This window comes from Xenorhabdus thuongxuanensis (genome assembly GCF_001908095.1).
Classification (GTDB): domain Bacteria; phylum Pseudomonadota; class Gammaproteobacteria; order Enterobacterales; family Enterobacteriaceae; genus Xenorhabdus; species Xenorhabdus thuongxuanensis.
In genome coordinates, this window is the sequence record NZ_MKGR01000015.1 from 1 (window position 1) to 25450 (window position 25450).

23 protein-coding genes are annotated in these 25450 nt (G+C 43.9%); 7 read left to right on the top strand and 16 right to left on the bottom strand.

The features are described 5' to 3' along the window. Positions 1 to 166: 166 nt before the first annotated feature. Complete coding sequence (gmhB, locus tag Xentx_RS11000; RefSeq protein ID WP_074020290.1) at positions 167 to 733, bottom strand: D-glycero-beta-D-manno-heptose 1,7-bisphosphate 7-phosphatase; 567 nt, start codon at positions 731 to 733, stop codon at positions 167 to 169. A gap of 178 nt (positions 734 to 911) precedes the next feature. Between gmhB and metN the strand changes: the two genes are divergently transcribed. The 6 genes from metN to proS all read left to right on the top strand — a co-directional run bounded on the left by metN (position 912) and on the right by proS (position 6597). Beyond that, positions 912 to 1943, top strand: a complete 1032-nt coding sequence (gene metN / locus Xentx_RS11005) for a methionine ABC transporter ATP-binding protein MetN (RefSeq protein ID WP_074020291.1) — start codon at positions 912 to 914, stop codon at positions 1941 to 1943. Next, a complete protein-coding gene (locus Xentx_RS11010) occupies positions 1936 to 2589 on the top strand; it encodes a methionine ABC transporter permease MetI (protein WP_074020292.1) in 654 nt (217 codons plus the stop codon). The genes metN and Xentx_RS11010 overlap by 8 nt, the downstream gene beginning before the upstream one ends. Before the next feature lie 166 nt (positions 2590 to 2755). Then, the gene (locus Xentx_RS11015) at positions 2756 to 3571 is read left to right on the top strand and encodes a MetQ/NlpA family lipoprotein (protein WP_074020293.1); all 816 of its coding nucleotides are present in this window, start codon (positions 2756 to 2758) and stop codon (positions 3569 to 3571) included. 92 nt (positions 3572 to 3663) lie between these two features. Continuing rightward, positions 3664 to 4059 (top strand): Rcs stress response system protein RcsF, encoded by a 396-nt coding sequence (gene rcsF / locus Xentx_RS11020; RefSeq protein ID WP_074020294.1) that lies wholly within the window; start codon positions 3664 to 3666, stop codon positions 4057 to 4059. A 31-nt stretch (positions 4060 to 4090) separates the two neighbouring features. Further along, positions 4091 to 4798, top strand: a complete 708-nt coding sequence (tsaA, locus tag Xentx_RS11025) for a tRNA (N6-threonylcarbamoyladenosine(37)-N6)-methyltransferase TrmO (protein ID WP_074020295.1) — start codon at positions 4091 to 4093, stop codon at positions 4796 to 4798. Positions 4799 to 4875: 77 nt separating this feature from the next. Continuing rightward, the gene (gene proS, locus Xentx_RS11030; protein WP_074020296.1) at positions 4876 to 6597 is read left to right on the top strand and encodes a proline--tRNA ligase; all 1722 of its coding nucleotides are present in this window, start codon (positions 4876 to 4878) and stop codon (positions 6595 to 6597) included. 78 nt (positions 6598 to 6675) lie between these two features. On the opposite strand, the gene nlpE is transcribed toward proS, so the two are convergent. Continuing rightward, positions 6676 to 7362: an envelope stress response activation lipoprotein NlpE gene (gene nlpE, locus Xentx_RS11035; protein WP_339373686.1), complete on the bottom strand. Its 687-nt coding sequence runs from the start codon at positions 7360 to 7362 to the stop codon at positions 6676 to 6678. A gap of 322 nt (positions 7363 to 7684) precedes the next feature. Here nlpE and rof point away from each other — a divergent pair, with 322 nt between their 5' ends. Then, entirely contained in the window at positions 7685 to 7948 is a 264-nt protein-coding gene (gene rof, locus Xentx_RS11040) for a Rho-binding antiterminator (protein ID WP_074020298.1), read from the top strand. A 147-nt stretch (positions 7949 to 8095) separates the two neighbouring features. On the opposite strand, the gene tilS is transcribed toward rof, so the two are convergent. The 14 genes from tilS to uppS all read right to left on the bottom strand — a co-directional run bounded on the left by tilS (position 8096) and on the right by uppS (position 25261). After that, positions 8096 to 9457 carry a tRNA lysidine(34) synthetase TilS gene (gene tilS / locus Xentx_RS11045; RefSeq protein ID WP_074020299.1) on the bottom strand — a complete coding sequence of 454 codons (1362 nt, stop codon included), beginning with the start codon at positions 9455 to 9457 and terminating at the stop codon, positions 8096 to 8098. Positions 9458 to 9489: 32 nt separating this feature from the next. Next, entirely contained in the window at positions 9490 to 10407 is a 918-nt protein-coding gene (locus Xentx_RS11050; RefSeq protein ID WP_074020300.1) for a DMT family transporter, read from the bottom strand. A 215-nt stretch (positions 10408 to 10622) separates the two neighbouring features. Next, positions 10623 to 11582 carry an acetyl-CoA carboxylase carboxyl transferase subunit alpha gene (gene accA, locus Xentx_RS11055; RefSeq protein WP_074020301.1) on the bottom strand — a complete coding sequence of 320 codons (960 nt, stop codon included), beginning with the start codon at positions 11580 to 11582 and terminating at the stop codon, positions 10623 to 10625. A gap of 12 nt (positions 11583 to 11594) precedes the next feature. Then, positions 11595 to 15077, bottom strand: coding sequence for a DNA polymerase III subunit alpha (gene dnaE, locus Xentx_RS11060; protein ID WP_074020302.1), 3483 nt, complete (start codon positions 15075 to 15077; stop codon positions 11595 to 11597). A gap of 27 nt (positions 15078 to 15104) precedes the next feature. After that, positions 15105 to 15695, bottom strand: a complete 591-nt coding sequence (rnhB, locus tag Xentx_RS11065; protein WP_074020357.1) for a ribonuclease HII — start codon at positions 15693 to 15695, stop codon at positions 15105 to 15107. Further along, a complete protein-coding gene (lpxB, locus tag Xentx_RS11070; RefSeq protein ID WP_074020303.1) occupies positions 15695 to 16879 on the bottom strand; it encodes a lipid-A-disaccharide synthase in 1185 nt (394 codons plus the stop codon). Before lpxB ends, rnhB begins: the two co-directional genes overlap by 1 nt. A 7-nt stretch (positions 16880 to 16886) precedes the next feature. Beyond that, the gene (lpxA, locus tag Xentx_RS11075; RefSeq protein ID WP_074020304.1) at positions 16887 to 17684 is read right to left on the bottom strand and encodes an acyl-ACP--UDP-N-acetylglucosamine O-acyltransferase; all 798 of its coding nucleotides are present in this window, start codon (positions 17682 to 17684) and stop codon (positions 16887 to 16889) included. 3 nt (positions 17685 to 17687) lie between these two features. After that, positions 17688 to 18140, bottom strand: coding sequence for a 3-hydroxyacyl-ACP dehydratase FabZ (fabZ, locus tag Xentx_RS11080; RefSeq protein ID WP_074020305.1), 453 nt, complete (start codon positions 18138 to 18140; stop codon positions 17688 to 17690). Positions 18141 to 18302: 162 nt separating this feature from the next. Continuing rightward, positions 18303 to 19331, bottom strand: coding sequence for a UDP-3-O-(3-hydroxymyristoyl)glucosamine N-acyltransferase (gene lpxD / locus Xentx_RS11085; protein WP_074020306.1), 1029 nt, complete (start codon positions 19329 to 19331; stop codon positions 18303 to 18305). A 4-nt stretch (positions 19332 to 19335) separates the two neighbouring features. Beyond that, entirely contained in the window at positions 19336 to 19833 is a 498-nt protein-coding gene (gene skp, locus Xentx_RS11090) for a molecular chaperone Skp (RefSeq protein WP_074020307.1), read from the bottom strand. Between the two features lie 72 nt (positions 19834 to 19905). Then, the gene (gene bamA, locus Xentx_RS11095) at positions 19906 to 22299 is read right to left on the bottom strand and encodes an outer membrane protein assembly factor BamA (protein WP_074020358.1); all 2394 of its coding nucleotides are present in this window, start codon (positions 22297 to 22299) and stop codon (positions 19906 to 19908) included. A gap of 34 nt (positions 22300 to 22333) precedes the next feature. Beyond that, positions 22334 to 23686: a sigma E protease regulator RseP gene (rseP, locus tag Xentx_RS11100; protein WP_074020308.1), complete on the bottom strand. Its 1353-nt coding sequence runs from the start codon at positions 23684 to 23686 to the stop codon at positions 22334 to 22336. A 9-nt stretch (positions 23687 to 23695) separates the two neighbouring features. Beyond that, entirely contained in the window at positions 23696 to 24559 is an 864-nt protein-coding gene (gene cdsA / locus Xentx_RS11105; RefSeq protein WP_074020309.1) for a phosphatidate cytidylyltransferase, read from the bottom strand. A gap of 9 nt (positions 24560 to 24568) precedes the next feature. Continuing rightward, positions 24569 to 25261 (bottom strand): polyprenyl diphosphate synthase, encoded by a 693-nt coding sequence (gene uppS / locus Xentx_RS11110; RefSeq protein WP_244149856.1) that lies wholly within the window; start codon positions 25259 to 25261, stop codon positions 24569 to 24571. Positions 25262 to 25450 lie beyond the last annotated feature (189 nt).

The window sequence follows — 25450 nt, forward strand, 5'->3', positions numbered from 1 at the left end:
TCCTCTTATTGTGTCAAGCCTTATTTTTCAGGGCCTTTCACGTTGTCATCCCGACAGGTTTGTGTGTTTGTCGTGACAACGGAAGCGCATTATAGGGAGCCTTTTAATTTAGGCAAGCCTTTTTTGTGATTTTTGTATTTAAATGCTCACAACTTAATCCAAAAGGTTATTTTTGCCTATTTTTTATTACATTTGGCAAGTCTGATAAGCTATTAACCACCAAATCCGCAGCTTGTTCTGCTTCTTTTGTTATTGGTTTTCCTGTACGAACGAGAATCTTGGTTCCAACTTTCGCAGCCTTAGCTGCCAACATATCTTCTATTTTGTCTCCTACCATATAAGAAGAAGACATATCGATATGTAATTCTTTCTGCGCATCTAACAACATACCTGGTTGTGGTTTACGACAGTCACAGCTCTTCTTATATTCTTCATCCTCTGCTTCTGGATGATGCGGACAATAATAGATGCCATCAAGATCAACCCCCCTATCTGCCAATGACCAATCCATCCATTCTGTTAATTGCATAAACTGATCTTCAGTAAAAATCTTACGTGCAATGCCTGACTGATTGGTCACCAAAACCAGAGCATAGCCCATTTTTTTCAATTCAAGCATGGCTTCAATAGCACCATCAATAAATTGAAAATTATCTATCTCATGTACATAACCATGATCGATATTAATCGTGCCGTCACGATCTAAAAATACAGCGGGAATACCTTGAGTCACTTGATTACTCCGAGAATGTACCAAGTGGACAGTATCGCATGATTTATTACTGATTGAGAATGCAGCATTTAATTTATTCCTAGTTGACTTAGACGTCTAGACGCCTTAACATCCACTTTAATTCATGACTTGTTGAAATGTTCTCAAGTCATTCATCTTTACATCTAATAAGAAAAAAATGATAAGACTGACTCAGATAAATAAGATATTTCAACAAGGAACGCGCACGATAAAAGCGCTTTCAGATATCAACCTACATGTCCCACAAGGACAAATATATGGTGTTATTGGTTCTTCCGGTGCAGGCAAAAGCACCTTAATTCGCTGTGTGAATATGCTTGAACGACCTACTTCTGGTCAGGTATTAGTGGCAGGGCAGGATCTCACTTCTCTTTCAGAACGTGAGCTAACGCATGCACGTCGTCATATTGGCATGATTTTCCAACACTTTAATTTGTTGTCATCCAGGACAGTATTTGGCAACGTCGCGTTACCTTTGGAACTTAATAACACGCCAAAAGCCGAAATAAAGGCCAAGGTTAACGAATTACTCGAGTTAGTTGGACTTGCTGAAAAACATGATGCTTATCCTGCCAATTTATCTGGTGGTCAAAAGCAGCGTGTTGCTATTGCGCGGGCTCTGGCAAATTCGCCCAAAGTGCTTTTGTGTGACGAAGCCACCAGCGCTCTGGATCCAGCAACAACGCGTTCTATTCTGGAATTATTAAAAGACATTAACCGTCGACTGGGTTTGACTATTCTTCTTATTACCCATGAAATGGATGTTGTTAAGCGCATCTGTGATCAAGTTGCCGTCATCAGTGGCGGCCAATTGATCGAACAAGATGTTGTGAGCAAAATATTTTCGCATCCCAAGACACCGGTTGCCCAAGAATTTATCAAATCTACGTTGCATTTGGATATTCCTGAGGATTACTTGCAGAAGTTGCAACCGGAATCTGCCCCTGATCGCAGTCCATTATTGAAGCTGGAATTCACAGGTAAATCAGTTGACGCGCCTGTAATCTCGATAGCCGTTCGCCGCTTTAATATCGACATCAGTATATTAAGTTCCCAAATTGACTATGCCGGTGGTGTTAAATTTGGGGTTATGCTGGCTGAATTAGATGGGGAAAGCGATAGCATCAAATCAACGATTGCATTTTTAGAAGAGCATCATGTGAAAGTAGAGGTTCTCGGTTATGTCTGAAGGAATGATTTTATTATTGGCTAAAGGAGTCTGGGAAACCCTCGTTATGACCTTCGTCTCTGGTTTCTTTGGCTTTGTTATTGGTTTGCCGGCGGGAGTGCTTCTATATGTTACTCGCCCTGGTCAGATAATTGAAAATGGCACGCTTTATCGCATACTTTCTGCATTGGTAAATATTACGCGTTCAATACCTTTTATTATTTTGTTGGTATGGATGATCCCATTTACCCGTCTGATTGTAGGAACATCAATCGGTTTGCAGGCAGCGATTGTTCCGCTGACCGTAGGAGCGGCTCCGTTTATTGCCCGCATGGTGGAAAATGCATTGTTAGAAATTCCGACTGGCTTAATTGAAGCAGCACGTGCAATGGGAGCAACACCGTTTCAGATTGTCAAAAAGATCTTATTGCCGGAAGCCCTGCCAAGTTTGATTAATGCCGCAACCATAACTTTAATTACATTGGTTGGCTATTCCGCAATGGGTGGCGCTGTTGGTGCCGGTGGTCTGGGTCAGATAGGCTACCAATATGGCTATATCGGCTACGATGCGACAGTGATGAATACCGTATTAGCATTATTAGTTGTTTTAGTGTTCTTGATTCAGGTCGGCGGTGATCGTTTAGTGAAAGCCGTTAATCGTAAATAAGTTATTTCAACAAGGTGGCAGGGCTTATACCTATACCCAGAAAATTTCAAGTTGCAGCCAGCAAAGCAGCAACTTGAAAGATGAAGGGAATAAGAGCCTCATTATTAGTAGTACGCAGTAACTTGATAAGACAGGTTATAAATCAGTATTCAATAGGGGTGAAAATATGTCAGTAAAATTGAAATCCATTGCTACAATCGGTGCATTATTAGGTACATTAATTCTTGCTGGTTGTGGACAGGAACAACGTGATCCAAACCATATCAAAGTTGGTGTTATTGCCGGACCTGAACTTAAAGTTGCTGAAGTTGCTAAACAAGTGGCTAAAGATAAATATGGCCTTGATGTTGAGCTGACTACATTCAATGATTACGTTCTGCCAAATGAGTCATTGAGTAAGGGGGATATTGATGTGAATGTCTTCCAACATAAGCCTTTCTTAGATCAACAAGTGAAAGAACGTAACTACAAATTAGCAATTGTTGGTAACTCTTTCATTTTCCCAATAGCGGCCTACTCCAAAAAAATTAAGTCACTGGATGAATTGCAAGATGGTTCTCAAATTGCCATTCCCAACGATCCAACTAACCAAGGTCGCGCTCTGCTGTTATTACAAAAACAAGGTCTTCTCACTCTGAAAGAGGGCGTTGGGCTGCTGCCAACTATTTTGGATATTACCGGCAATCCTAAAAACTTGGATATCGTACAGTTGGAAGGGCCACAATTGCCACGTTCACTGGACGACCAAAAGATTGTTTTCGCTATTATCAATACCACTTATGCGGGACAGATTGGTTTAACACCAGAGCAAGATGGGATCTTTGTTGAAGATAAAGATTCTCCTTACGTCAATATTATTGTCAGCCGCGAAGACAATAAGGATGCGGAAAATGTACAAAAATTTGTGAAAGCGTACCAATCTCCAGAAGTAGCAAAAGAAGCCAATGAAGTCTTCAAGGGTGGTGCAGTAAAAGGCTGGTAATCTTTCCTATTCAAAAAATCAAGATTAAAATCATGGGGTGGGTATTTTTATATCCACCCATTTTTATTAAAAAAATATGAGGACTCAACTCGATGCGTGTGTTACCTATCTGTTTCGTAGCGCTCTTTATAGCCGGTTGTACTTCATTACCAACCCAGTCCAATAAATCTGGTATGTCAGATCCGAAGTTGAAACATCAGTCAGTCAAGAAAAGTAAGACACCTTCTTATGTCCGTCTATATACTAAGCCAGATGAACTTTTAGGTTTATCATTTAAAGAGTTAGGTATTGTAGCCGGAGAATCCTGCCGTAATACGCTGCAAGACTCTCCCGCCAGTATTGCAACTGCACGGCAAAATATGCTGACAAAAGCATCTTATCTAAACGCAAACGCAGTTTTACTTCATCAATGTGCGATTTTACCTGGCCAAGGCTGCTACCAGATCGCCATTTGCGAAGGAACTGCATTACTGACAACCACTAAATAATTGTGTCTGAATTATTATAAAAAAAGCGCTCATGGCAGATTTTCATTTTACGCAAATAGGAACCATTCATTCTCCTTACAAAGAGAAATTTGCCATTCCCCGCCAACCGGGTTTGGTCGAAGATGGTACAGGGCAGCTAGAATTACTTGCGCCTTATAATCAGGTTGATGCAGTACGCGGACTGGAGCAGTTCAGTCATTTATGGATTATTTTTGTGTTCCATCAAACCATGGATAGTGGCTGGAACCCATTAGTGCGCCCACCCCGTTTGGGAGGAAATGCCAAAATGGGCGTTTTTGCCACCCGTTCAACCTTCCGCCCCAACCCAATTGGCATGTCACTGGTGGAATTGAGAGATATTCAATGCGAGAACAACCGCGTCATTCTGGAACTTGGTAGTTTGGATTTGGTGGATGGTACACCCGTTATCGACATCAAACCTTACTTGCCTTTCGCCGAATCACGACCAGAAGCCAAGGCTGGTTTTGCCCAAGCCGCACCAGAGGCAGATATGGCAGTGAATTTCTCACCAGAAGCGGAATGCCAACTTTTATCCCACAAAACTCATTATCCTCATTTGAGGCGCTTTATCAGCCAAGTATTAGCTCAAGATCCTCGTCCTGCCTACCGTAAAAAAGCGCAGGAAAGTCGCCTATATGCCGCTCATATCTTGGATTTTAACGTTCGCTGGCGCGTTTTTAATACCACAACAGAAGTGGTTTCTATTGAACGCCGCTAAAACTCCTTTTGACATCGCAAGCTCGCTGGTAGACTAGCGATTTGTCTTTATTTTTCGCTATCCAATGGAAACTTACTATGCGTACTAGCCAATATCTGCTCTCTACTTTAAAAGAGACACCTGCTGATGCAGAAGTCGTCAGTCATAAACTGATGCTTCGTGCTGGAATGATCCGTAAACTCGCTTCCGGTCTGTACAACTGGATGCCGACAGGTGTCCGCGCGTTGAGAAAAGTTGAAAACATTGTTCGTGAAGAGATGAATAATGCGGGAGCGGTTGAGGTTTCCATGCCAGTGGTTCAGCCGGCAGATTTGTGGCAGGAAAGTGGCCGTTGGGAACAATATGGCCCAGAATTACTGCGTTTTGTTGATCGCGGTGAACGCCCTTTCGTTTTGGGACCAACCCATGAAGAAGTTATCACTGATCTTGTTCGTAACGAGGTCACTTCCTATAAGCAACTTCCACTGAACCTGTTCCAGATCCAGACCAAATTCCGTGATGAAGTTCGCCCACGTTTTGGTGTCATGCGTTCACGTGAATTTATCATGAAAGATGCATACTCTTTCCACACCAGCCAGGAGTCCCTGCAAGAAACTTACGATAAGATGTACGATGCCTACAGTAAGATCTTTACCCGCATCGGCTTAGATTTCCGCGCAGTTCTGGCTGATACGGGTTCAATCGGTGGCAGTGCTTCCCATGAATTCCAGGTTCTGGCAGACAGTGGTGAAGATGATATCGTTTTCTCTACCGAGTCTAACTATGCGGCCAATATTGAGTTGGCAGAAGCTGTGATGCCATCTCAGGAGAGAGCGGCTCCATCTGAAGAGATGCGCCTGGTCGATACACCAAACGCCAAAACGATTGCTGAGCTGGTCGAACAATTCAATCTGCCAATCGAAAAAACCGTTAAGACTCTGATCGTTCACGCCGCAGAAGAAAGCGGACATAAACTAGTTGCCTTGCTGGTACGTGGTGATCATGAATTAAATGAGATCAAGGCAGAAAAATTGCTTTTGGTCGCCAGCCCGCTGACTTTCGCTACCGAAGAAGAAATCCGTGCTATCGTGAAAGCGGGCCCAGGCTCTTTAGGTCCGGTCAACCTGCCGATGCCTGTCATTATTGACCGCAGCGTCTCCGTCATGAGTGATTTTGGTGCAGGCGCCAATATTGATGACAAACACTATTTCGGCATTAACTGGGAGCGTGATTTACCCCTACCAGAAGTGGCCGATATCCGTAATGTCGTGGAAGGTGATGCTAGCCCAGATGGTAAAGGTGCGCTGTTAATCAAGCGTGGTATTGAAGTGGGTCATATCTTCCAATTAGGCACCAAGTATTCTGATGCCCTGAAAGCCACTGTGCAAAATGAAGATGGGCACAATCAAATTATCACTATGGGATGCTATGGTATTGGTATCACCCGTATCGTTGCAGCAGCTATTGAGCAGAACCACGATGATCGTGGTATTATCTGGCCAGATGCTATCGCCCCATTCCAGGTGGCTATTCTGCCAATGAACATGCACAAATCTTACCGCGTGAAAGAAGTCGCTGAAAAATTATATGCAGACTTACGTGCCAGCGGCATTGATGTCATTTTCGATGATCGCAAAGAACGCCCTGGCGTTATGTTTGCTGATATGGAACTGATCGGTGTACCACATACTCTGGTGATCGGTGATCGTAACCTAGATAACGGTGAGATCGAATATAAACACCGCCGCACCGGTGATAAACAGATGCTGAAACTGGAAAACATTGTTGATTACCTGAAAGGTCATATTCAACAAGCTTAATTTCGTTTGTCAGCTGTTAAGAAAACCTGCGTATTCATTACGCAGGTTTTTCAATAGATGATGCACTGTTGTTATACGTTATTTCTTAGTATGACAAGAAGAGGCTTTATCAAAACGAATTTTACCTGTTTGGATCACTGCATTATCAAACAAGCCATCTTCCATTGAAGGACGAACCGTGTAATAGCCCTCTATTTCCACATAAACAGGGGTTCCACCTTCTACTCCCATGGCGCTATAGCCACGTTCTAAATCGATATTTTCCGCAGCATCATAACGCTTTCCTGTACCACATTCCGTAAAGAGAGCGGAATCAGCAAAATAACTGTATTCTCCGGCCAGTTTTTTCGGTTTGACTTTATCCAATTCATAATTGAAACTTGATTCAATTGGATCGCCGTTGATATCCAGCATAGTCAAGTTTTCGCCTTTCGTCAGATAATAAGATTTTTTGCCGTCTTGATCACTTAAGACAATCTTTTTACCATTTATCACCCAATGACCTGTTTCAAAGAAAGTATTTTCCTCATGTTTAGCTTCCAAATAGGTTTGCCCCAATATATATGTCCCATCTTTAGCAAGTTGTAAGGTAGTCTCGATACCTGCACAATCTGCACAAGGTACAACACCACTAAACACATTCTCTGTTGGCTGAGACTTTTCCTGGGATACAGCGTTCTCCTGGGTTATGGAAGTATTCTGACATCCCGCCGTGGCGAATACACCAGAAACTAACAATGCAAACAATATTTTCTTATTCATCATTTAATCCAATAAATTCAAAAGATAAAGCCTTTGTTTTCAAGTAAAGCATAAGCGTTACATAACAAGATTGACATTACTCCACTGGATTGCGAAATGCACGGAGAGAGCAATCAAATAGTATGACTTTATTTTATGGCATAATGATAAGATACAGGTTTAATCCACTTCCTGTTCCAACGAAATTCTCACCGACTTATTCAGTAATCACGGGAAGCTTACTGTGCTATAGTCGTAAGTAGCATTTTGCATTTGATTTGGGTCAATCACGGGCGGCACGATAACCGCCACTAACATGTGGTGAGCAAAATAGTGGTGAGCAAATATGTCTATAGATAACGAAGAATATCAACCAATTAACTGTGATGATTACGATAACCTTGAGCTAGCATGCCAACGCCAGCTACATTTGCATCTCCAATTGCGAGATGGTGAAACATTTGAAGGAAAAGCTAATAAGCTGATTTTAAGAAAAAAAATTGAATATCTTCTCATCGATTCAAATGAAGGAACCCGTGAATTAAGGTTAGATTACATTATCAGTTTCAGCAATCCAGAAATTGGCACGATTGTTATCGAACATTCTTAAATCTGATCGCTAATAACGATTAGAACCCTCTCCCCAAAGTCCTTATATAATATAAGGACTTTTTATGTAAAAAGAAATCTCCATAGGTCAATCAGTAAGCTGCTATAGCCAACTCTACGTTTATAACTACGTGGACTAACCATGCCATTAAATATGATGTGTGATTTTCTTCCACTGTACTGAAATTCCTTCGTCATCAGGCAAATTTTGCCCTTCTTTAGTGATGAAAACCCCCAGCGCGGCAATCAGTTTTTCATTGTAATAGAGCAAAGGTGTTCTCTCCCTAAGCCAAGGTGCAACCCCAAATTCTTGCCACAGTTTTTTACTGTGACGAGAATGTTGCCGTCCCACAATGCTAATATTGCCCTGAGCACTATTACCCTGAAAACCAAAACGAATTGTCACTTGCTCATTACTGTTTGGCTTTCTCACTGTAATACCGTTTTCTTTAGAACAAAACAGCGTTCCCAATCCATCTGGTAACGTCAATTCCTGTTGTAAATCCCATTCAAGAATCGTTCCCGCCAGATTCTGATATTGAGGAAGTAACCAAAGTTGCTGCCGATAACGACGAATATCATAGTGCCCTAACCTAAAACGCGGCTCTGCATCTTGTCTGGCAAGTGCTACTTCTGACCAAATTCGTTGAAGCTGCTCGCGTGCCGGCATTTTTACACCACACTGATTGAGCCATCGCCGCAACAACGCATTTCGTTTTGCTTCAGAACTGTTTTCCAAAGGAGGAATAGAGATTGAACCTTCCGCGGTAATCAGTGAATCCAAAGATTCTTGCAGCAACTCATCCAACAATTGTTCTTGCTCGCCACACAAGCTGGCACTGCGGGAAACCGCTTGCGGAAAATGAGGCCAACGCTGGTAGAGTAACGGCATGATATTCAGACGCAGGAAATTACGGTCATAACGATCATCTTGATTACTGTCATCCTCTACCCATTGTAATTTTTGTGTCTGTGCGTACTCTTCCAATTCTGCACGATTTACATTTAGCAATGGACGAATCAATGTCGTTCCCGCAAATGGCATTCTGGCAGGCATGGAAGATAATCCCGCCGGACCACTGCCCCGTTTCAGTGCTAATAAAAACGTTTCTGCCTGATCATCAAGATGTTGTGCCGTGATTAAAACTTCATCCTGCTGTAATTCACATTGGAAAGCGTGATAACGCGCATTCCGAGCCGCAGCTTCAATCCCATTTTGGCGAGTATTAAGCTGGACTTTTTCGGTTCGGAAATCCACCTGCCAGTCAGAACAAATCTGACGACAATGTTCGACCCATAAATCCGCCTTTGGGTTTAAGCCATGGTGAATATGGATTGCCCTTAACACCATTCGTTCACTATTCAATTGATGAGACTGGGTTCGCAAACGAACAAGTAAATGCAACAATACGGTGGAATCCAATCCACCGCTAAATCCGACCAAAATCTTTTTATGCTGACCAATTTTCTCTGCCAACGTCATAAGCAAAAGATCATGAATATTTACCATTATGGAGCCAAACCTTTCTTCATTTTGCCTGATCAATCCTCAATCAGATCATCCATCAATTCATTTTGTTCGGAAGTCTTTCTTTTAGCACTGATACAGAGTAATCCAGAAATAATAACCAACACTAATCCAATCACATAGGCAGGGACAAACGCATCACCAAAAAGTAGGATAATCCACATCATCGACAAGACGGGTGATAAAAATAAGATTGAGGCAACCTTATGGGAATCAGGGCCATTCATGGCCTTGAACCAAATAATATAAGAGATCCCATTCAGTATGATGCCGTTAAGTAATGTTGGCATCAGTGAATCACCGGTAGGTAAGTTAATGCTGCTGAAAGCAAATATAAATACCGCAGAGACTAATGTAGAACAGGTGAATACCCAGAATGTACTAATATAGGGATCAATAGCAAACTGCCTCGATAATACCGACATTAATGCAAAACAAAATGATCCACTAAATACCAGCAACAATGCCTGCGGATGCTCCACTGCAATCTCGGTAATATTTCCTTTCGTGAAAGTGATCACAACAGCCATAAAGCCCATTGCAATGCCAATCATTTGCCTGATCGTTAATTTTTCTTTAAACAGGAAAAATGACAATCCAATAATCATTAACGGCCAGCTATATTGGATTACCAACACAGCAACACCATTTTCAATGGCATAGCCATAATAAAGCAGTAAATAGAAAAAACAATCCAAAGCACCTAAGATCAAAACCTTAAGCATAACGGGCCAAGGAATGAATAAAATTCTCTTCCAACTTCTCCCCATCATGAGAGCAACGACAAATACCGCTAAAACAGACAAAATATTTGACCAGAATAAATATTGGAAGTGATCCATCTCTTTCTGACCAAAACGCGATATAGAAGGAATAAAGCTCCAGATAAATACGCAAGAAAACGCATAAATAATATATTTATATTTGGCCATAGAAAAACTCAACTTATTATTTTAAAGCCTAGCCCACAAGGCACCCACTCCATCCCAACATCATCAGGTATAATAATATTAGATTATATATGCCATGATGATTTCGCCCTTACAAACAGCAAAACAGGTGGAAATACCAGAGAGTTATCACTCCTCAGTATTTCCACCTGATAAATACCTTCCACCCGCGATTAGCGATTAGAAATTTTCAGATCTTAGCAATAACCGTACTGCATTAAACGCTCATAACGACGGTTGACTAATTCTTCACTGTCCAGCTCACTCAATTCAGAAAGATCAGCTAACAATTGAGTTTTCAATGTTTCAGCAATTTCTTCATAGTGACGGTGCGCACCACCCAATGGCTCAGGAATAACAGTATCGATCAGATTCAATTCTTTCAGACGTGGGGCTGTATTCCCCATTGCTTCGGCTGCCAATGGTGCTTTTTCAGCGCTTTTCCACAAAATAGAAGCACACCCTTCAGGAGATATAGTAGAGAAGGTACTGTATTGCAACATGTTGACTTTATCACCAACACTAAGAGCCAACGCTCCACCAGAACCCCCTTCGCCAATCACTGTACAGATGATAGGTACAGAAAGATGAGACATTTCACGCAAGTTACGTGCAATAGCTTCTGACTGACCACGCTCTTCTGCGCCTACCCCAGGATATGCACCAGGAGTATCAATGAAAGTAATGATTGGCAATTTGAAACGTTCGGCTGTTTCCATCAATCTTAACGCTTTGCGATAACCTTCCGGTGATGGCATACCAAAATTGCGGCGGATTTTTTCTTTGGTTTCACGCCCTTTCTGGTGACCTATCACCATAACAGGACGACCATCAATACGTGCTAACCCGCCCACAATGGCCTTGTCATCGGCATAGGCACGATCACCCGCTAACTCTTCAAAGTTAGTAAATATGCGCTGAATATAATCCAATGTATAAGGGCGCAGTGGATGACGTGATAGCTGGGAAATTTGCCATGCCCCTAAATCAGAGAAAATTTTGCGAGTCAGCTCCAGGCTTTTTTCCCGCAGACGCTGCACTTCTTCATCCAGATTGATATCTAGCTTTTCATCTTGACGGCTAACTGCGGTAAGCGAATCAATTTTCGCTTCCAGCTCGGCAATCGGCTGTTCAAAATCCAGAAAATTCAGACTCATAATGTTCCTATTCTAGTCAAATTCTAATTCTACCTGCTCATTACCCAGCAGAGTTCGCAGATCGGTCAAAAGGGTGTCTGTTGGCGTTACCCGCCATGTCGCCCCGAATCGTAAACGGGCGCGGGCATCTACCCGCTGGTAATAAAGATGAACCGGTATTGTACCTGAGCGGTGTGGCTCCAATGCACCACGAAGACGGCTCAATAATTGTTCATCAATTTGCCTGTCTGATAATGAGATAGCAAGCCCACGTGCAAATTTTTCACGTGCCTCACTGATATCCATTAATTCACGAACTGTCATTTTAAGTCCACCGCTGAAGTCATCAAAGCTGACTTGTCCGGTAGCAATCAAAATTTTGTCCTGTTCCAATAAATGCTGATACCTTTCCAACGCATCAGAAAACAGCATAATCTCCAGACGTCCTGAACGATCATCTAATGTACTGATACCAATCCGGTTGCCCCGTTTGGTCGTCACTATTTTCGAAGCTAATACCAAACCTACCACAGTTGTTACCTGACCACGAGGTGTCGGGTTCACATCTTTTAGACGTAATCCATTGGTATATCGTTCAATCTCTTTCAAATAACCTGTGATTGGATGTCCAGTTAAATACAAGCCCAGCGTTTCCCGCTCACCATCCAATACCACCTGATCTGGCCATTTGGGAGTGCTGGCATATGAACGCTCAACTTGTTCTGGTTCTTCGGCCAATACACCAAACATATCTGTTTGACCCGTGGCTTCAGCTTTGGCATGTTGGTCCGCTGCTTTCAGTGCCCCTTCCAGGGACGACATCAGTGCCGCACGATGTGGCCCCAACCGATCAAAAGCACCGGACATGATCAGTTTTTCCATCACACGCCGATTTATTTTTTTGATATCAACACGTGCACACAGGTCAAATAGCTCCTTGAAATGCCCCTCTTTCTGTCGGGCTTCAATAATCGCTTCAATCGGGCCTTCACCCACACCTTTAATCGCACCAATGCCGTAAACAATTTCTCCATCATCATTGACATGGAAATGGTACAAGCCGCTATTGATATCAGGAGGAAGAACTTTCAGCCCCATGCGCCAACACTCATCCACCAACCCAACAACTTTTTCAGTGTTATCCATATCCGCTGTCATCACAGCAGCCATAAATTCTGCCGGATAGTGCGCTTTCAACCATAATGTTTGGTAAGAAACTAGCGCATAAGCTGCGGAGTGAGATTTGTTAAAGCCATAACCCGCGAATTTCTCCACTAAATCGAAGATTTTCATGGCGAGCGTACCATCAACGCCCTGTTTTACCGCTCCCTCTTCAAATACTGATCGCTGTTTAGCCATCTCCTCTGGTTTTTTCTTACCCATTGCACGGCGCAACATATCTGCCCCGCCAAGGGTATAACCGGCCAAAACCTGCGCAATCTGCATCACCTGTTCCTGATACAGAATGATACCGTAAGTTGGCTCCAATACAGGTTTTAAGGATTCGTGCTGCCATTCAACATCAGGATAGGAGAGCTCTTCCCGTCCATGTTTACGGTCGATAAAGTTATCGACCATGCCTGATTGCAATGGCCCGGGACGGAACAGTGCCACCAATGCGATCATGTCTTCAAAACAGTCAGGGCGCAGACGTTTGATTAAGTCCTTCATTCCACGGGATTCAAGCTGGAACACGGCCGTGGTTTCAGAACGTTGCAGCATATCGAAACTTTTCTGATCATCCAGCGGAATAGCTGCGATATCAATCGGTTCCAGCCCTTTCCTGGCACGACGTGCATTCACCATCTCAAGTGCCCAGTTGATGATGGTCAATGTTCTCAAACCCAGAAAGTCAAACTTAACTAGGCCTGCATATTCCACATCGTTTTTGTCAAACTGGGTGACTGGGTTTTGCCCTTCAGGATCACAGTAAATCGGTGCAAAATCAGTAATTTTGGTTGGTGCAATAACAACACCACCAGCATGTTTACCTGCGTTACGAGTGACACCTTCCAGTTTGCGCGCCATGTCTATCAGCGCTTTAACCTCTTCATCTGCATCGTAAATTTCAGGTAGCTGTGGCTCGGCGGCAAACGCTTTTTCCAGCGTCATACCCGGATCAGAAGGCACCAGTTTGGATATTCGATCCACAAACCCATAAGGGTGCCCAAGTACACGCCCAACATCGCGGATAACCGCTTTCGCCGCCATCGTACCAAAAGTAATGATCTGCGATACCGCATCTCGTCCGTACATATCTGCAACGTGATCGATAACCTGATCACGTTTTTCCATACAGAAATCAATGTCAAAATCTGGCATGGAAATACGTTCAGGGTTAAGGAAACGTTCAAACAGCAGATCAAATTCCAACGGATCGAGGTCGGTAATTTTTAACGCATAAGCCACAAGGGAGCCGGCACCAGAGCCTCGTCCTGGACCAACGGGAACACCGTTGTCTTTCGACCACTTGATAAATTCCATTACGATCAGGAAGTAGCCAGGGAATCCCATTTGGTTGATAACGTTCAGCTCAACGTCAAGACGTTCATCATATTCAGGGCGTTTTTGTGCCCTAACTTCCGCATCGGGATAAAGAAACTCCAGACGTTCTTCCAACCCTTGCTTAGATTTTTCAATGAGAAAATCTTCAGTACTCATTTCGCCCGTTGGAAACTGTGGCAGGAAATATTCACCAAGACGGATTGTAACATTACAGCGTTTAGCAATTTCGACGCTATTTTGTAGTGCTTCAGGAATGTCTGAAAAAAGCTCGCACATCTCCTGCTCACTGCGTAGATATTGCTGAGGGCTGTAATTTTTAGGACGTTTCGGATCAGACAGTGTATAACCATCATGGATAGCAACCCGAATCTCGTGGGCTTCGAAGTCCTCGCTTTCAAGAAAACAAACGTCATTGGTTGCCACGACGGGAAGATTTTTTTCTGACGCCAGCGCCACAGCTGCATGAAGATAGTTTTCTTCATCCTGACGTCCGGTACGGATCAACTCAAGGTAATAACTGTCAGGAAAATGTTCCTGATAAAAATCAAGGCATTGATCCACCATCACACGATTGCCACGCAGCAGGAATTTACCCACTTCGCCCATGCGCCCACCCGACAGTAGGATCAACCCTGTTTTGTATTTGACCAGCCATTCCCGCTTGATAGTGGGGCCAATTGCACTATAACCTTTTTGGTAAGCCTCAGAGATCAACAAAGTCAGATTTTGGTAACCTTCATTATTACGGGCAAGGATCGTCAGATGGGCATATTCATCCCCCAACAAATCACTTTCCACATAAAAATCCGCACCAATAATTGGCTTGATACCAGCACCGTGGGCACTGCCATAGAACTTCACCAATCCACACAAGTTGGTAAAATCCGTGATCGCAAAGGCTGGCATTCCCAATTTGGCGATTTTTTTCACCAATGGGCTGGTCTTAGCCAAGCCATCAATCATTGAATAATCACTGTGAACACGTAAGTGTACAAAACGTGGTTCTGTCATAATCTGTCCAGATACTTATCCCAGATTTTATCCAAGACCTAACGCCCGTTTAACTGGCGCAAAACTCTTACGATGATGCTCCGTAGCGCCCAAAGAAGCCAATTTTTCCAAATGAAGAGCTGTAGGATAACCTTTGTGTTTCGCAAATCCGTAGTCAGGGAACTGTTTACCCAGTTCTGCCATTTCCCTGTCACGTGTTACTTTGGCAAGAATAGAAGCAGCGCTTATTTCTGCAACCAGGCTATCGCCCTTGACGACAGCTTGAGCTGGCATGGCTAATGCCGGACATCGATTGCCATCAATCAAAACATAATCCGGTATGAGCGCCAATCCCTGAACAGCCCTTTGCATAGCCAGCATTGTGGCATGGAGGATGTTAAGCTGATCGATCTCTTCCGGCTCTGCACGACCAAGGCTCCAACACAAGGCTTTCTCTTTTATTTCCCAATACAGCACTTCACGGCGTTTTTCCGTGAGTTTTTTCGAATCCATCAAGCCTGCAATGGGTTTAGACGGATCAAGAATAACCGCCGCAGTCACTACAGCCCCTACCAATGGGCCACGCCCAACTTCATCAACACCGGCAATCAAATTCGCCTGTGGATAAATAAAATCCATCATCTTCTCGCTAATTCCAAAACGGCTTGCGCAGCCTTTTCATCGGCATCGCAGCGAATGCTTTCATGCAAATGCAAGAACGTTTGTTTCAACGCTTCCACATCAGCACCACCTTGCAAAAGAGGCAACAATGCCTCTGATAACGCCTGTGGTTCACATTCATCCTGTAGTAATTCTTTGACTAATTCTTTGCCTGCCAGCAAGTTAGGCAAGGAAACATAGGGTGTCTTCACCAGGCGTTTTGCCAGCCAGAATGTAAAAGGGTTCATTCTATAGCCCACCACCATTGGGCATTTGGCCAGCATACATTCCAATGCAGCCGTACCGGATGCAAGTAAAGTAGCATCACTGGCAATCATGGCTTCACGAGCGTTACCATCCAATAAATGGAGCAACAAATCTGGTGCTATCTCGTTTTTAATGCGCTGAAATTGTTCACGCCGTTTGGCATTAACCAAAGGAACCAATACATGCAAGTCGGGAAATTTTTCCCGCAATAGTTGTGCGGTTTTTAAGAAGTCAGTACTTAGCATCTCTACTTCAGCATGACGACTACCAGGCAATATTGCCAGGCAATGAGCAGCTAATGGAATATTCAAAATTTTTCTGGCGGTTGCTTTATCGGTTTGCAAAGGCATCGCATCTGCCATTGTGTGCCCAATAAATCGACATGGAACGTTAAATCGATCATAAAAGGCTTTTTCGAAAGGTAAAAATGCTAATACCAAATCCGTTGCCTGACCAATTTTAAACACACGTTTCTGACGCCAGGCCCATACCGATGGGCTAACATAATGGATCGTTTTGATTCCCTGCTGTTTAAGCCTGCCTTCCAGAGTAATGTTAAAGTCAGGCGCATCAATGCCAATAAACACATCAGGCTTCAACGCAGTAAAACGTGCGGTTAAGTCTTTGCGTATTTTCAGCAAACGGGGCAAACGTCCCAGAACTTCAACGATCCCCATTACTGCCAGTTCTTCCATCTCATACCAGGCTTCACAACCTTCTGCCTGCATAAGAGGGCCAGCAACACCCACAAAGCGGGCGTGCGGAATTTTTGCTTTCAATGCACGAATCAACCCTGCTCCAAGGATATCACCGGATGTTTCTCCGGCGACTAAACCAATTGTCAGCGGGCGCTGATTATCAACAGAAGAAAAGGTAGTCAAAGGAGTATCCTTCATCTACTTATTAACGAATGATGCCACGGCTGGATTTTGCGGAATGTTCCAGAAAATCACTGAATACTTTTACATGCGGGTTGTTTTCCGCTTGTAGATCAATTTCTTGTCTGGCTTCTTCCAATGTTTTTCCGCTGCGATAAAGCATCTTATAGGCATTACGGATAGCATGCAGTGATTCTTTGTCAAACCCACGACGCTTCAAACCTTCGATATTCAATCCGAAAGGTGTTGCATGGTTTCCCTGTGCAATGATGTAAGGAGGAACATCCTGGGCAACGCCAGAACAACCACCAACCATCACGTGGGAACCAATTTGACAGAATTGATGCACAGCCGTCATTCCACCAATAATGACGTAATCACCCAGAATAACATGCCCGCCTAATGTACCATTGTTCGCAATGATACAACGATCACCAACGATGCAATCATGGGCAATATGGGCGTTGATCATCAACAGATTGTCACTACCAACTTTAGTCACGCCCCCACCCTGAACAGTGCCTCTGTGGATAGAAACACTTTCACGGATACGATTACGGTCACCAATTTCAACGCGGGTGGGTTCACCTTGATATTTGAGATCCTGATTGACCTCACCGATAGAAGCAAATTGATAAATTTGGTTATCGCGGCCAATCTTGGTTATGCCATTAACCACAACATGGGATTTCAATTCAGTCCCTTCACCAATCTCAACTTGGGCACCGATATAACAAAATGGGCCAATGCGAACATTGGCACCAATAACAGCACCCTCTTCAACAATGGAAGAGGGGTGAATAACAGCAGTCTGATCAATCATGGATTAAGCCTCACGACGGCGAGCACACATCATTTCAGCTTCGCAAGCCACTTCTCCATCGACTTTCGCTACGCCTCTGAAACGCGCAACTCCGCGACGTTCTTTAATAAATTCGACTTCCATGACCATTTGATCACCAGGCAGAACCGGACGCTTGAAGCGGGCGCCATCAATCGCTGCAAAGTAATACAATTCACCTGGCTCCAGTGATCCAACACTTTTGAACGCCAGAATGCCGGTAGCTTGAGCCATTGCTTCGAGGATCAAGACACCAGGAAAAATAGGCTTACCGGGGAAATGCCCCTGAAAGAATGGTTCATTAAATGATACATTCTTGACTGCGCGCAAAAATTTACCTTCCTCAAAATCTAAGACGCGGTCTACCAACAAAAATGGGTAGCGGTGAGGCAGTAAATTTAAAATCTCTTCAATTTGCAGAGTATGATTATCACTCATCTAAATACTCTTCCTGTCATATAAGAATCATAATATTAACGACACGGCCTGCGTTAACTCCAAATTCAGAGTTATCAGGCAGGCCGCAAAAATCAAAAGCACAACCAAAAATGCTAACTAAAAACGTTTAATCAAAAATGTCGATCCAAGATGCGGGTATGATTACTCGTTTTCACCTTTCAGTTGGCGTTCAACTGACTTCAAGCGCTTATTCATCTCATTGATGTTCATGACTAAAGCGGCAGTCTTGCGCCAAACTTTGTTCGGTTGTGACGGGAATCCCGACGAGTATACGCCAGGCTCTGTAATTGGACGTATCACCATGCTCATACCCGTCACGGTCACTTTGTCACAGATTTCCATGTGTCCATTGATGACACTGGCTCCACCAATCATACAGTAACGGCCAATTTTCAAACTGCCCGCCATAATGACTCCGCCAGCCACTGCTGTGTTGTCTCCAATTGTCACGTTGTGGGCAATCTGACATTGATTGTCTATGATAACACCATTACCGATGACTGTGTTATCCAATGCGCCGCGATCAATTGTCGTGCAAGCACCGATTTCAACGCGATCTCCGATGATCACTGTGCCTAACTGTGGAATTTTAACCCAATTTCCACGCTCATTGGCATAACCAAAACCATCAGAACCTATAACAGTCCCCGATTGGATCAAACACAACTCACCAATTTCAACATTATGGTATATCGATACATTGGCCCAAAGACGGGTTCCTGCACCAATCTGCGCATTTTTTCCAATAAAACAACCTGCACCAACGATAGCATTATCACCAAGCATAACGCCGGATTCGATAACTGCATTTGCACCCACCGCCACATTTTTGCCCAGTACCGCCTCAGGGGAGATAACTGCTGATGGGTGGATATCCTGTGCAGGTTTCGGGGTTGTATCCATAATTTGCGCCATGCGTGCATAGGCAAGGTAAGGATCATTAACAACCAATGCAGCAACCTTGCAGTGAGGGAGATCTGCTTCGCGCAGTACAACAGCCGCAGCCTGACAGGTAGCAAGTTTGTCAGTATAACGACTGTCAGATAAAAATGTAATTTGCTCGTTATTTGCTGAATACATCGGTGCAATACCGGTGATGACGATATCGCCATCACCGCGCAATTGCGCATTCAACTGCTGAGCGAGATCAGCCAATCGAATTGAAACCATCTACTTACTTAACCTGTTTCAGTACTTCTGCAGTAATATCTTTACCAGACGCAGAATACACTGCGGTACTCGCATCCAGAACAAGATCGTAACCTTCTTTGCCTGCAACCACTTTAACTGCATCTTGAATACGGTTCAGAATTTTATTGCGTTCTTCCATCTGACGATGGCGGTTGTCGTTTTCAAAACTTTGTGCTTTCTGAGCAAAGTCATCACGTTTCGCCATCACTTCTTTTTCCAATTTTTCGCGTTCACTGGCTTTCATGGTTGAGCCATCACGCTGTAATTTTTGGATTTTAGTTTGCAAATCAGATTCCATACTCTGCAATTCGGTTGCGCGGCCTTTAAACTCATTTTCCAATTGTTTTGCCACAGCTTCGCGGGCAGGTAACTGTTGGAAAACTTCAGCAACGTTCACTAAAGCAATTTTATCTGCCGCCTGTACACCCGCAGAGAACGCTAACGCTAGACCCAAACTTGCTGCACACAATATTTTCTTCACTATAAACTCCTTTGACCTACGCTATTTTTACATATTAATAATAGGGCGATTTTTACCAAAAATGATTAATAATTACCAAACCCCGCCAATATCGAACTGGAACTGTTCTGCTCTATCACCTGCGTACTTCTTAATTGGCTGCGCATAAGAGAAGCTCAATGGCCCTAATGGTGACATCCATTGCAGAGCAATACCGGCTGAAACGCGGATATTATTTGGCTTGCTGTAGTCTGGCATCCCAGCGTAAGTCTTATCCCAGTTGGTATCCCACACCGTTCCCGCATCTACAAATAGCGACGTTCGCAGAGAGTTGGCATATTTCGCATCCAGGAACGGTGTCGGGGTAATTAGTTCGAAACTCGCAACCGCAGTCGCATTACCACCCACCGCATCGCGGGATGGGCTATTTTTCTCTGGAGTAGGATTACCTGCTTTATCCGTCGTCAAATAAATCGCTTTCGGACCAACAGTATTCGGGCGGAAACCACGAACATTTTTGGAACCACCGGCATAGAAGTTTTCATAGAATGGCATTTCCTTGCCACCAAAACCGCCGCCATATCCCAGACGTGTACGTCCCATCAGTACCCATGAACGATCATCATCCAGAGGGTAATAACCCGATAAGTTCCAAGTGACTTTATAGAACTGGTTATCTGAACCAGGAATGGTCACTTTCGCATCCAGGGAGGATTTCATGCCAGATGTCGGGAAGAAACCACGGTCAAGATTGTTGTAAACCCACCCTACAGTGACGGTGAAATCATTGGAGTCAAACTGCGCCTTGTCTTTAAAGTTTGGATGCTTACCCATTTTATTCCAATAACGCCACATCGCACGCTGTGGTCGCATATTAGACAACGCGTTATGTATATAACCCAGTCTAAACGACAGGCCGTTATTTTCATTCAATGGGAAGCCGAGCGTTCCCTCAGTACCGTAGGCTTTATTGGTGTAATTCGAAAGATCGGCATCATCGGCACGGAAATCGTTATAGAACACCCGCCCACCCAAACTTACACCATTGACAGTGAAATAAGGGTCAGTCATAGATAAATCGGCCGATGTTGAATAATCATTTTTACTGGCGTTGATGCTCACTGAGTTCCCTGTTCCCAGCCAGTTGGCTTGTTGGAGGCCAACCTGGAAACCCATGCCGCTTTCTGTGCCGAAACTAACACCAAAGTTCATCGAGCCAGTATTGCGTTCTTTGACTTTGTAAACCACGTCAACCTGATCTGGACTGTCCGGTACACGTTCCGTTTCCACATCAACAGAGTCAAAATACCCTAGTCTATTTAGGCGTTCTTTACCCTGCTCAACCAAATCACTCCCCAGCCAGGAGCCTTCCATTTGACGCATTTCACGGCGTAATACTGAATCTTTACTCACATCGTTGCCTGAAAAACGAATTTTACGCACGTAGAAGCGATTGCCAGCATCAACATTCACATTCAACTTAACCGTCTTATCAGTGTCGTTGATTTCAGGTTGTGTCATTACGCGAGGATAGGCATAACCGTGACGACCAAGCAGGTTTTTGATGGCGGTTTCCATTTTGGTCACTTCTGCACCGTTATACAACGATCCTGGTTCGATTTTAGTCAGCTCTTCGATTTGGGACTGGTAACTAGCTAAATTACCATTCAAATCAACACCTGAAATTTTGTACTGATCGCCTTCGGTGATATTGACCGTGATATAAATACCTTTCTTATCTGGCGTCAGGTTAACTTGAGTCGAATCAATATTGAAACGCGCATAGCCTCGATCAAGATAAAAACTGCGCAAGGTTTCAAGGTCACCTGCCAATTTTTGTTTCTGGTATTTCTGATCAGCTGTCATGTTCCACCAGGGAACATCATCCCTCAGTTGAAACTGGTTAAGCAGCACATCGGTTGAGAAAGCCTTATTGCCAACAATATTAATTTGTTGGATCTTGGCAGAAACCCCTTCAGAGAAAATGAGCTTCAAATCAACACGGTTGCGGGGCAGTGGCGTGACAACGGCTTTTACTGTCGCGTTGTATTTACCCACACTGTAATAGAAATCCTCCAACCCCTTCTCAATATTGGACAGCATAGTGCGGTCGAGCGCTTCACCAACACGAACACGAGAGGCCTCAAGGTTTTGCTTGAGCATATCATCTTTCACCGATTTGTTGCCGGTGAAAGTAATGCTGGCGATGGTTGGCCGTTCTTTTACCTGAACAACAAGTGAATTGCCATCACGTAAGACACGAACATCTTCAAAGTTTCCAGTTGCGAACAATGAATGAATCGTGCGGCTAATATCTTCATCACTAACCGAATCACCCACTCGAACTGGCATGTTCAGTAATGCTGCACCAACGGTGACGCGTTGAAGACCCTCAAAGTGAATGTCCTGAACCACGAATCCGTCTGAACCGTATGCAGTGGCGCTGCCGAGCAGCAGCGACGCTATGAGCAACTTTTTCATCGCCATCGTTGTTATGCGTTTTCCTAACCGGTCTCCCACCTTAAAAGCGGGAGAAATCATTGAAAAGTGCAAGCCCCATTAATAACACCAGTAACATAGCACCAATGCGATAACTGAAGTCTTGTACACGCTCGGAGACTGGCTTTCCCTTGATCTTTTCGATAGCAAGGAAAAGCAAGTGTCCACCATCTAGTACAGGTAATGGGAACAAATTAATGATCCCAAGATTGACGCTAATCAGCGCCAGAAACATTAAATAATACACCAAGCCAGAATCAGCCGATACTCCGGCACCTTTGGCAATGGAAATTGGGCCGCTTAGGTTATTAAGTTTTAAGTCACCCACAATCAATTTGCCGATCATATTGACAGTCAGCTTCATTAATTGCCAAGTCTTGCCTCCTGCCTCATAAATGGCAGAAAAAGGTCCATATTGCTGAATAACTTTGTATTCATCCGCCAGTGGAATGATTTTCAGTTCGGTGCCAGCAAACCCCTCCTCACGGCCATTGGATAATTTTTTGACTTCAGGAGTCAGAGACAAGGAGATCATTCCCCCAGCTCTCGCAACGTCCAATTTTAGAGGAACATCAGGATTCTTCCTGACAAAAGATGAAAAAGTGTGCCATACATCTACATCTTGATCGTTGACTTTAACGATCCTATCCCCACTTTGTAAACCCGCTTTTTCAGCGGCTGAAGCAGGATAAACTTTTTCTACTTGCGAACTAAGCCGCGGTACAACGGGCATAATTCCCAAAGACAGCAAAACATCCTGCCTGGAAGGATCGAAACTCCATTGACTCAAATCCAGTGTCTTCTGAACACTGTCAAGCGCATTCAAAGGCAAGACATCCATAGTTACCGATGTTGCACCCACTTTACCTACCATGGCAAGACGTACTGAATTCCAATCAGGAGTTTCGATACCATTAACGGCTTTTAGTTCCATTCCAGGCAAAACATTTGCCTGTGCAGCAATCGAATTTGGCTTAACATCCAACACTACCGGACGCACAGATGGCACGCCAATCACAAAAACCAGCCAATAAGCGATCACCGCCAGAATGAAGTTTGCGATTGGCCCAGCACTGATAACTGCCGCGCGCTGGCCAATAGTTTTGTTATTAAATGCCATATGACGACGTTCGGGAGCCACGTCTCCAACCCGCTCGTCGAGCATTTTGACATATCCACCAAGGGGAATAAGAGCGATAACGTATTCGGTTCCCTGTTTATCTGTACGACGCCAAAGCACCTTGCCAAATCCAATGGAAAAGCGTTCAACATAGATACCGCATCGTCTGGCAACCCAAAAATGACCAAACTCATGCACTGTGATGAGAACACCCAAAGCAACAATAAATGCAGCCAGATTCCAGAGAATATCCATTACGTACCTTCAGAGAGTAAATCCAGAAGAAATCAACATAACCAGCCCAGCAAACACTGGAACTGCCGCAGTTAGACTATCAACCCTATCCATGACACCGCCATGCCCTGGAATCAATTGACTGCTGTCTTTGATCCCAGATTCCCGCTTGAACATACTTTCAGTCAAATCACCAAAGACCGAGGCAATCACCACCACCGCAGAAATCAGCAACAAATGTTCCGGCATCGCAGGGACAGGGGCAAATTTACCGAACAACCACGAAATCAATGCAGCCGTTAATAACCCACCCACCAGCCCCTCAAGCGTTTTACCTGGGGATACTTTTGGGGCCATTTTATGTTTACCCATTGTACGACCAAAAATATAAGCGCCTGAATCGGCAGCCCATACCAACAGCATGACGTACAGTAACCACCATGCGCCATCATAGGGATTATTTTCATAGCCCTGGGTACGCAGTACCATCATCCCACAATAAAATGGCACGATAGTCAGAACCCCGAATAGCAGTCGCAAGGCAACCGAGGCTTTCCAGATGGAAGCAGAAGACGGGTAAGTCACCACCAATAAAATGGCGGCCACCCACCAAAGCATGCCGACCCACAATAGGTATATAATTTGTGGTTTTTCAATAAGATGAGAAAAATCCGACAAAGAGTACTGCAAAGCCAATAACCCTACAGCAAATAACACAGCCAGCGTAATACGTTTAACTTGAGTGAAGAGACCTGCAAATTGCCCCCATTCCCATGCAGCAAGTGCTGAAACAGCAATGACAACCAGCCCAAATCCTGCTGGGGGGAGAAAAAACAGAGCTACAATAACAAGTGGAATCAATATCAACGTAGTTAAAAGACGGTACTTCAGCAAGTTCTCCTCCTATGATCCCACTTCGGCATCGTCTGTTGTTCCGCCAAATCGGCGTTCTCGTTTGGCAAAGGCATTAATCGCACCTTCAAAAACAGTTTCATCAAAATCAGGCCAAAGTATATCGGTAAAATAGAATTCTGCATAAGCGATCTGCCATAGCAGAAAGTTACTGATACGATGTTCACCGCCAGTCCTAATCACTAGATCCACTTCAGGCTGTTGACTTAAGTTGATGAAATTATCAACTGTAGCTTCGGTAATCTCTTCAGGAGCCAATTCATTGGCTTCAATTTTTTCAGCAATTTGTTTAAAACTCTGAACCAGATCCCAACGACCGCCATAGTTAGCAGCAATATTAAGCTGCAATCCGGTATTGCCCGCTGTTAATTCTACAGAACGGCAGATACGCTCCTGTAACCGTGAACTAAAACGACTAAGATCACCAATCACAGACAATTTCACATTGTGTTTATGCAGGCTTTTTACTTCATTATCGAGAGCAAAAACAAACAACTCCATCAATGAACTGACTTCCTGCTGTGGACGATTCCAGTTTTCGCTGCTAAAAGCATATAGCGTCAGTGAATTAATATTATGTTTCACTGAAAAACTCACGGCACTTCGTACGGCTTTAATTCCTGCACGGTGGCCAAAGACTCTCAATTTACCCCGTTTTTTTGCCCAACGACCGTTACCATCCATAATGATGGCGACATGTCTGGGTAACGTTGGTAATGAGTCACTATCACTGGGAGATATCACTCAAAATAATCCTTAAATAACTAAGCTGACTTTTTTGGTAAACTCAATCACTTCTACATGAAAAAGCCGTGTCGCGTGTCAACAATTATCACGGATAGCACGGCTACTTCTGGCACGACTGAATGAAAG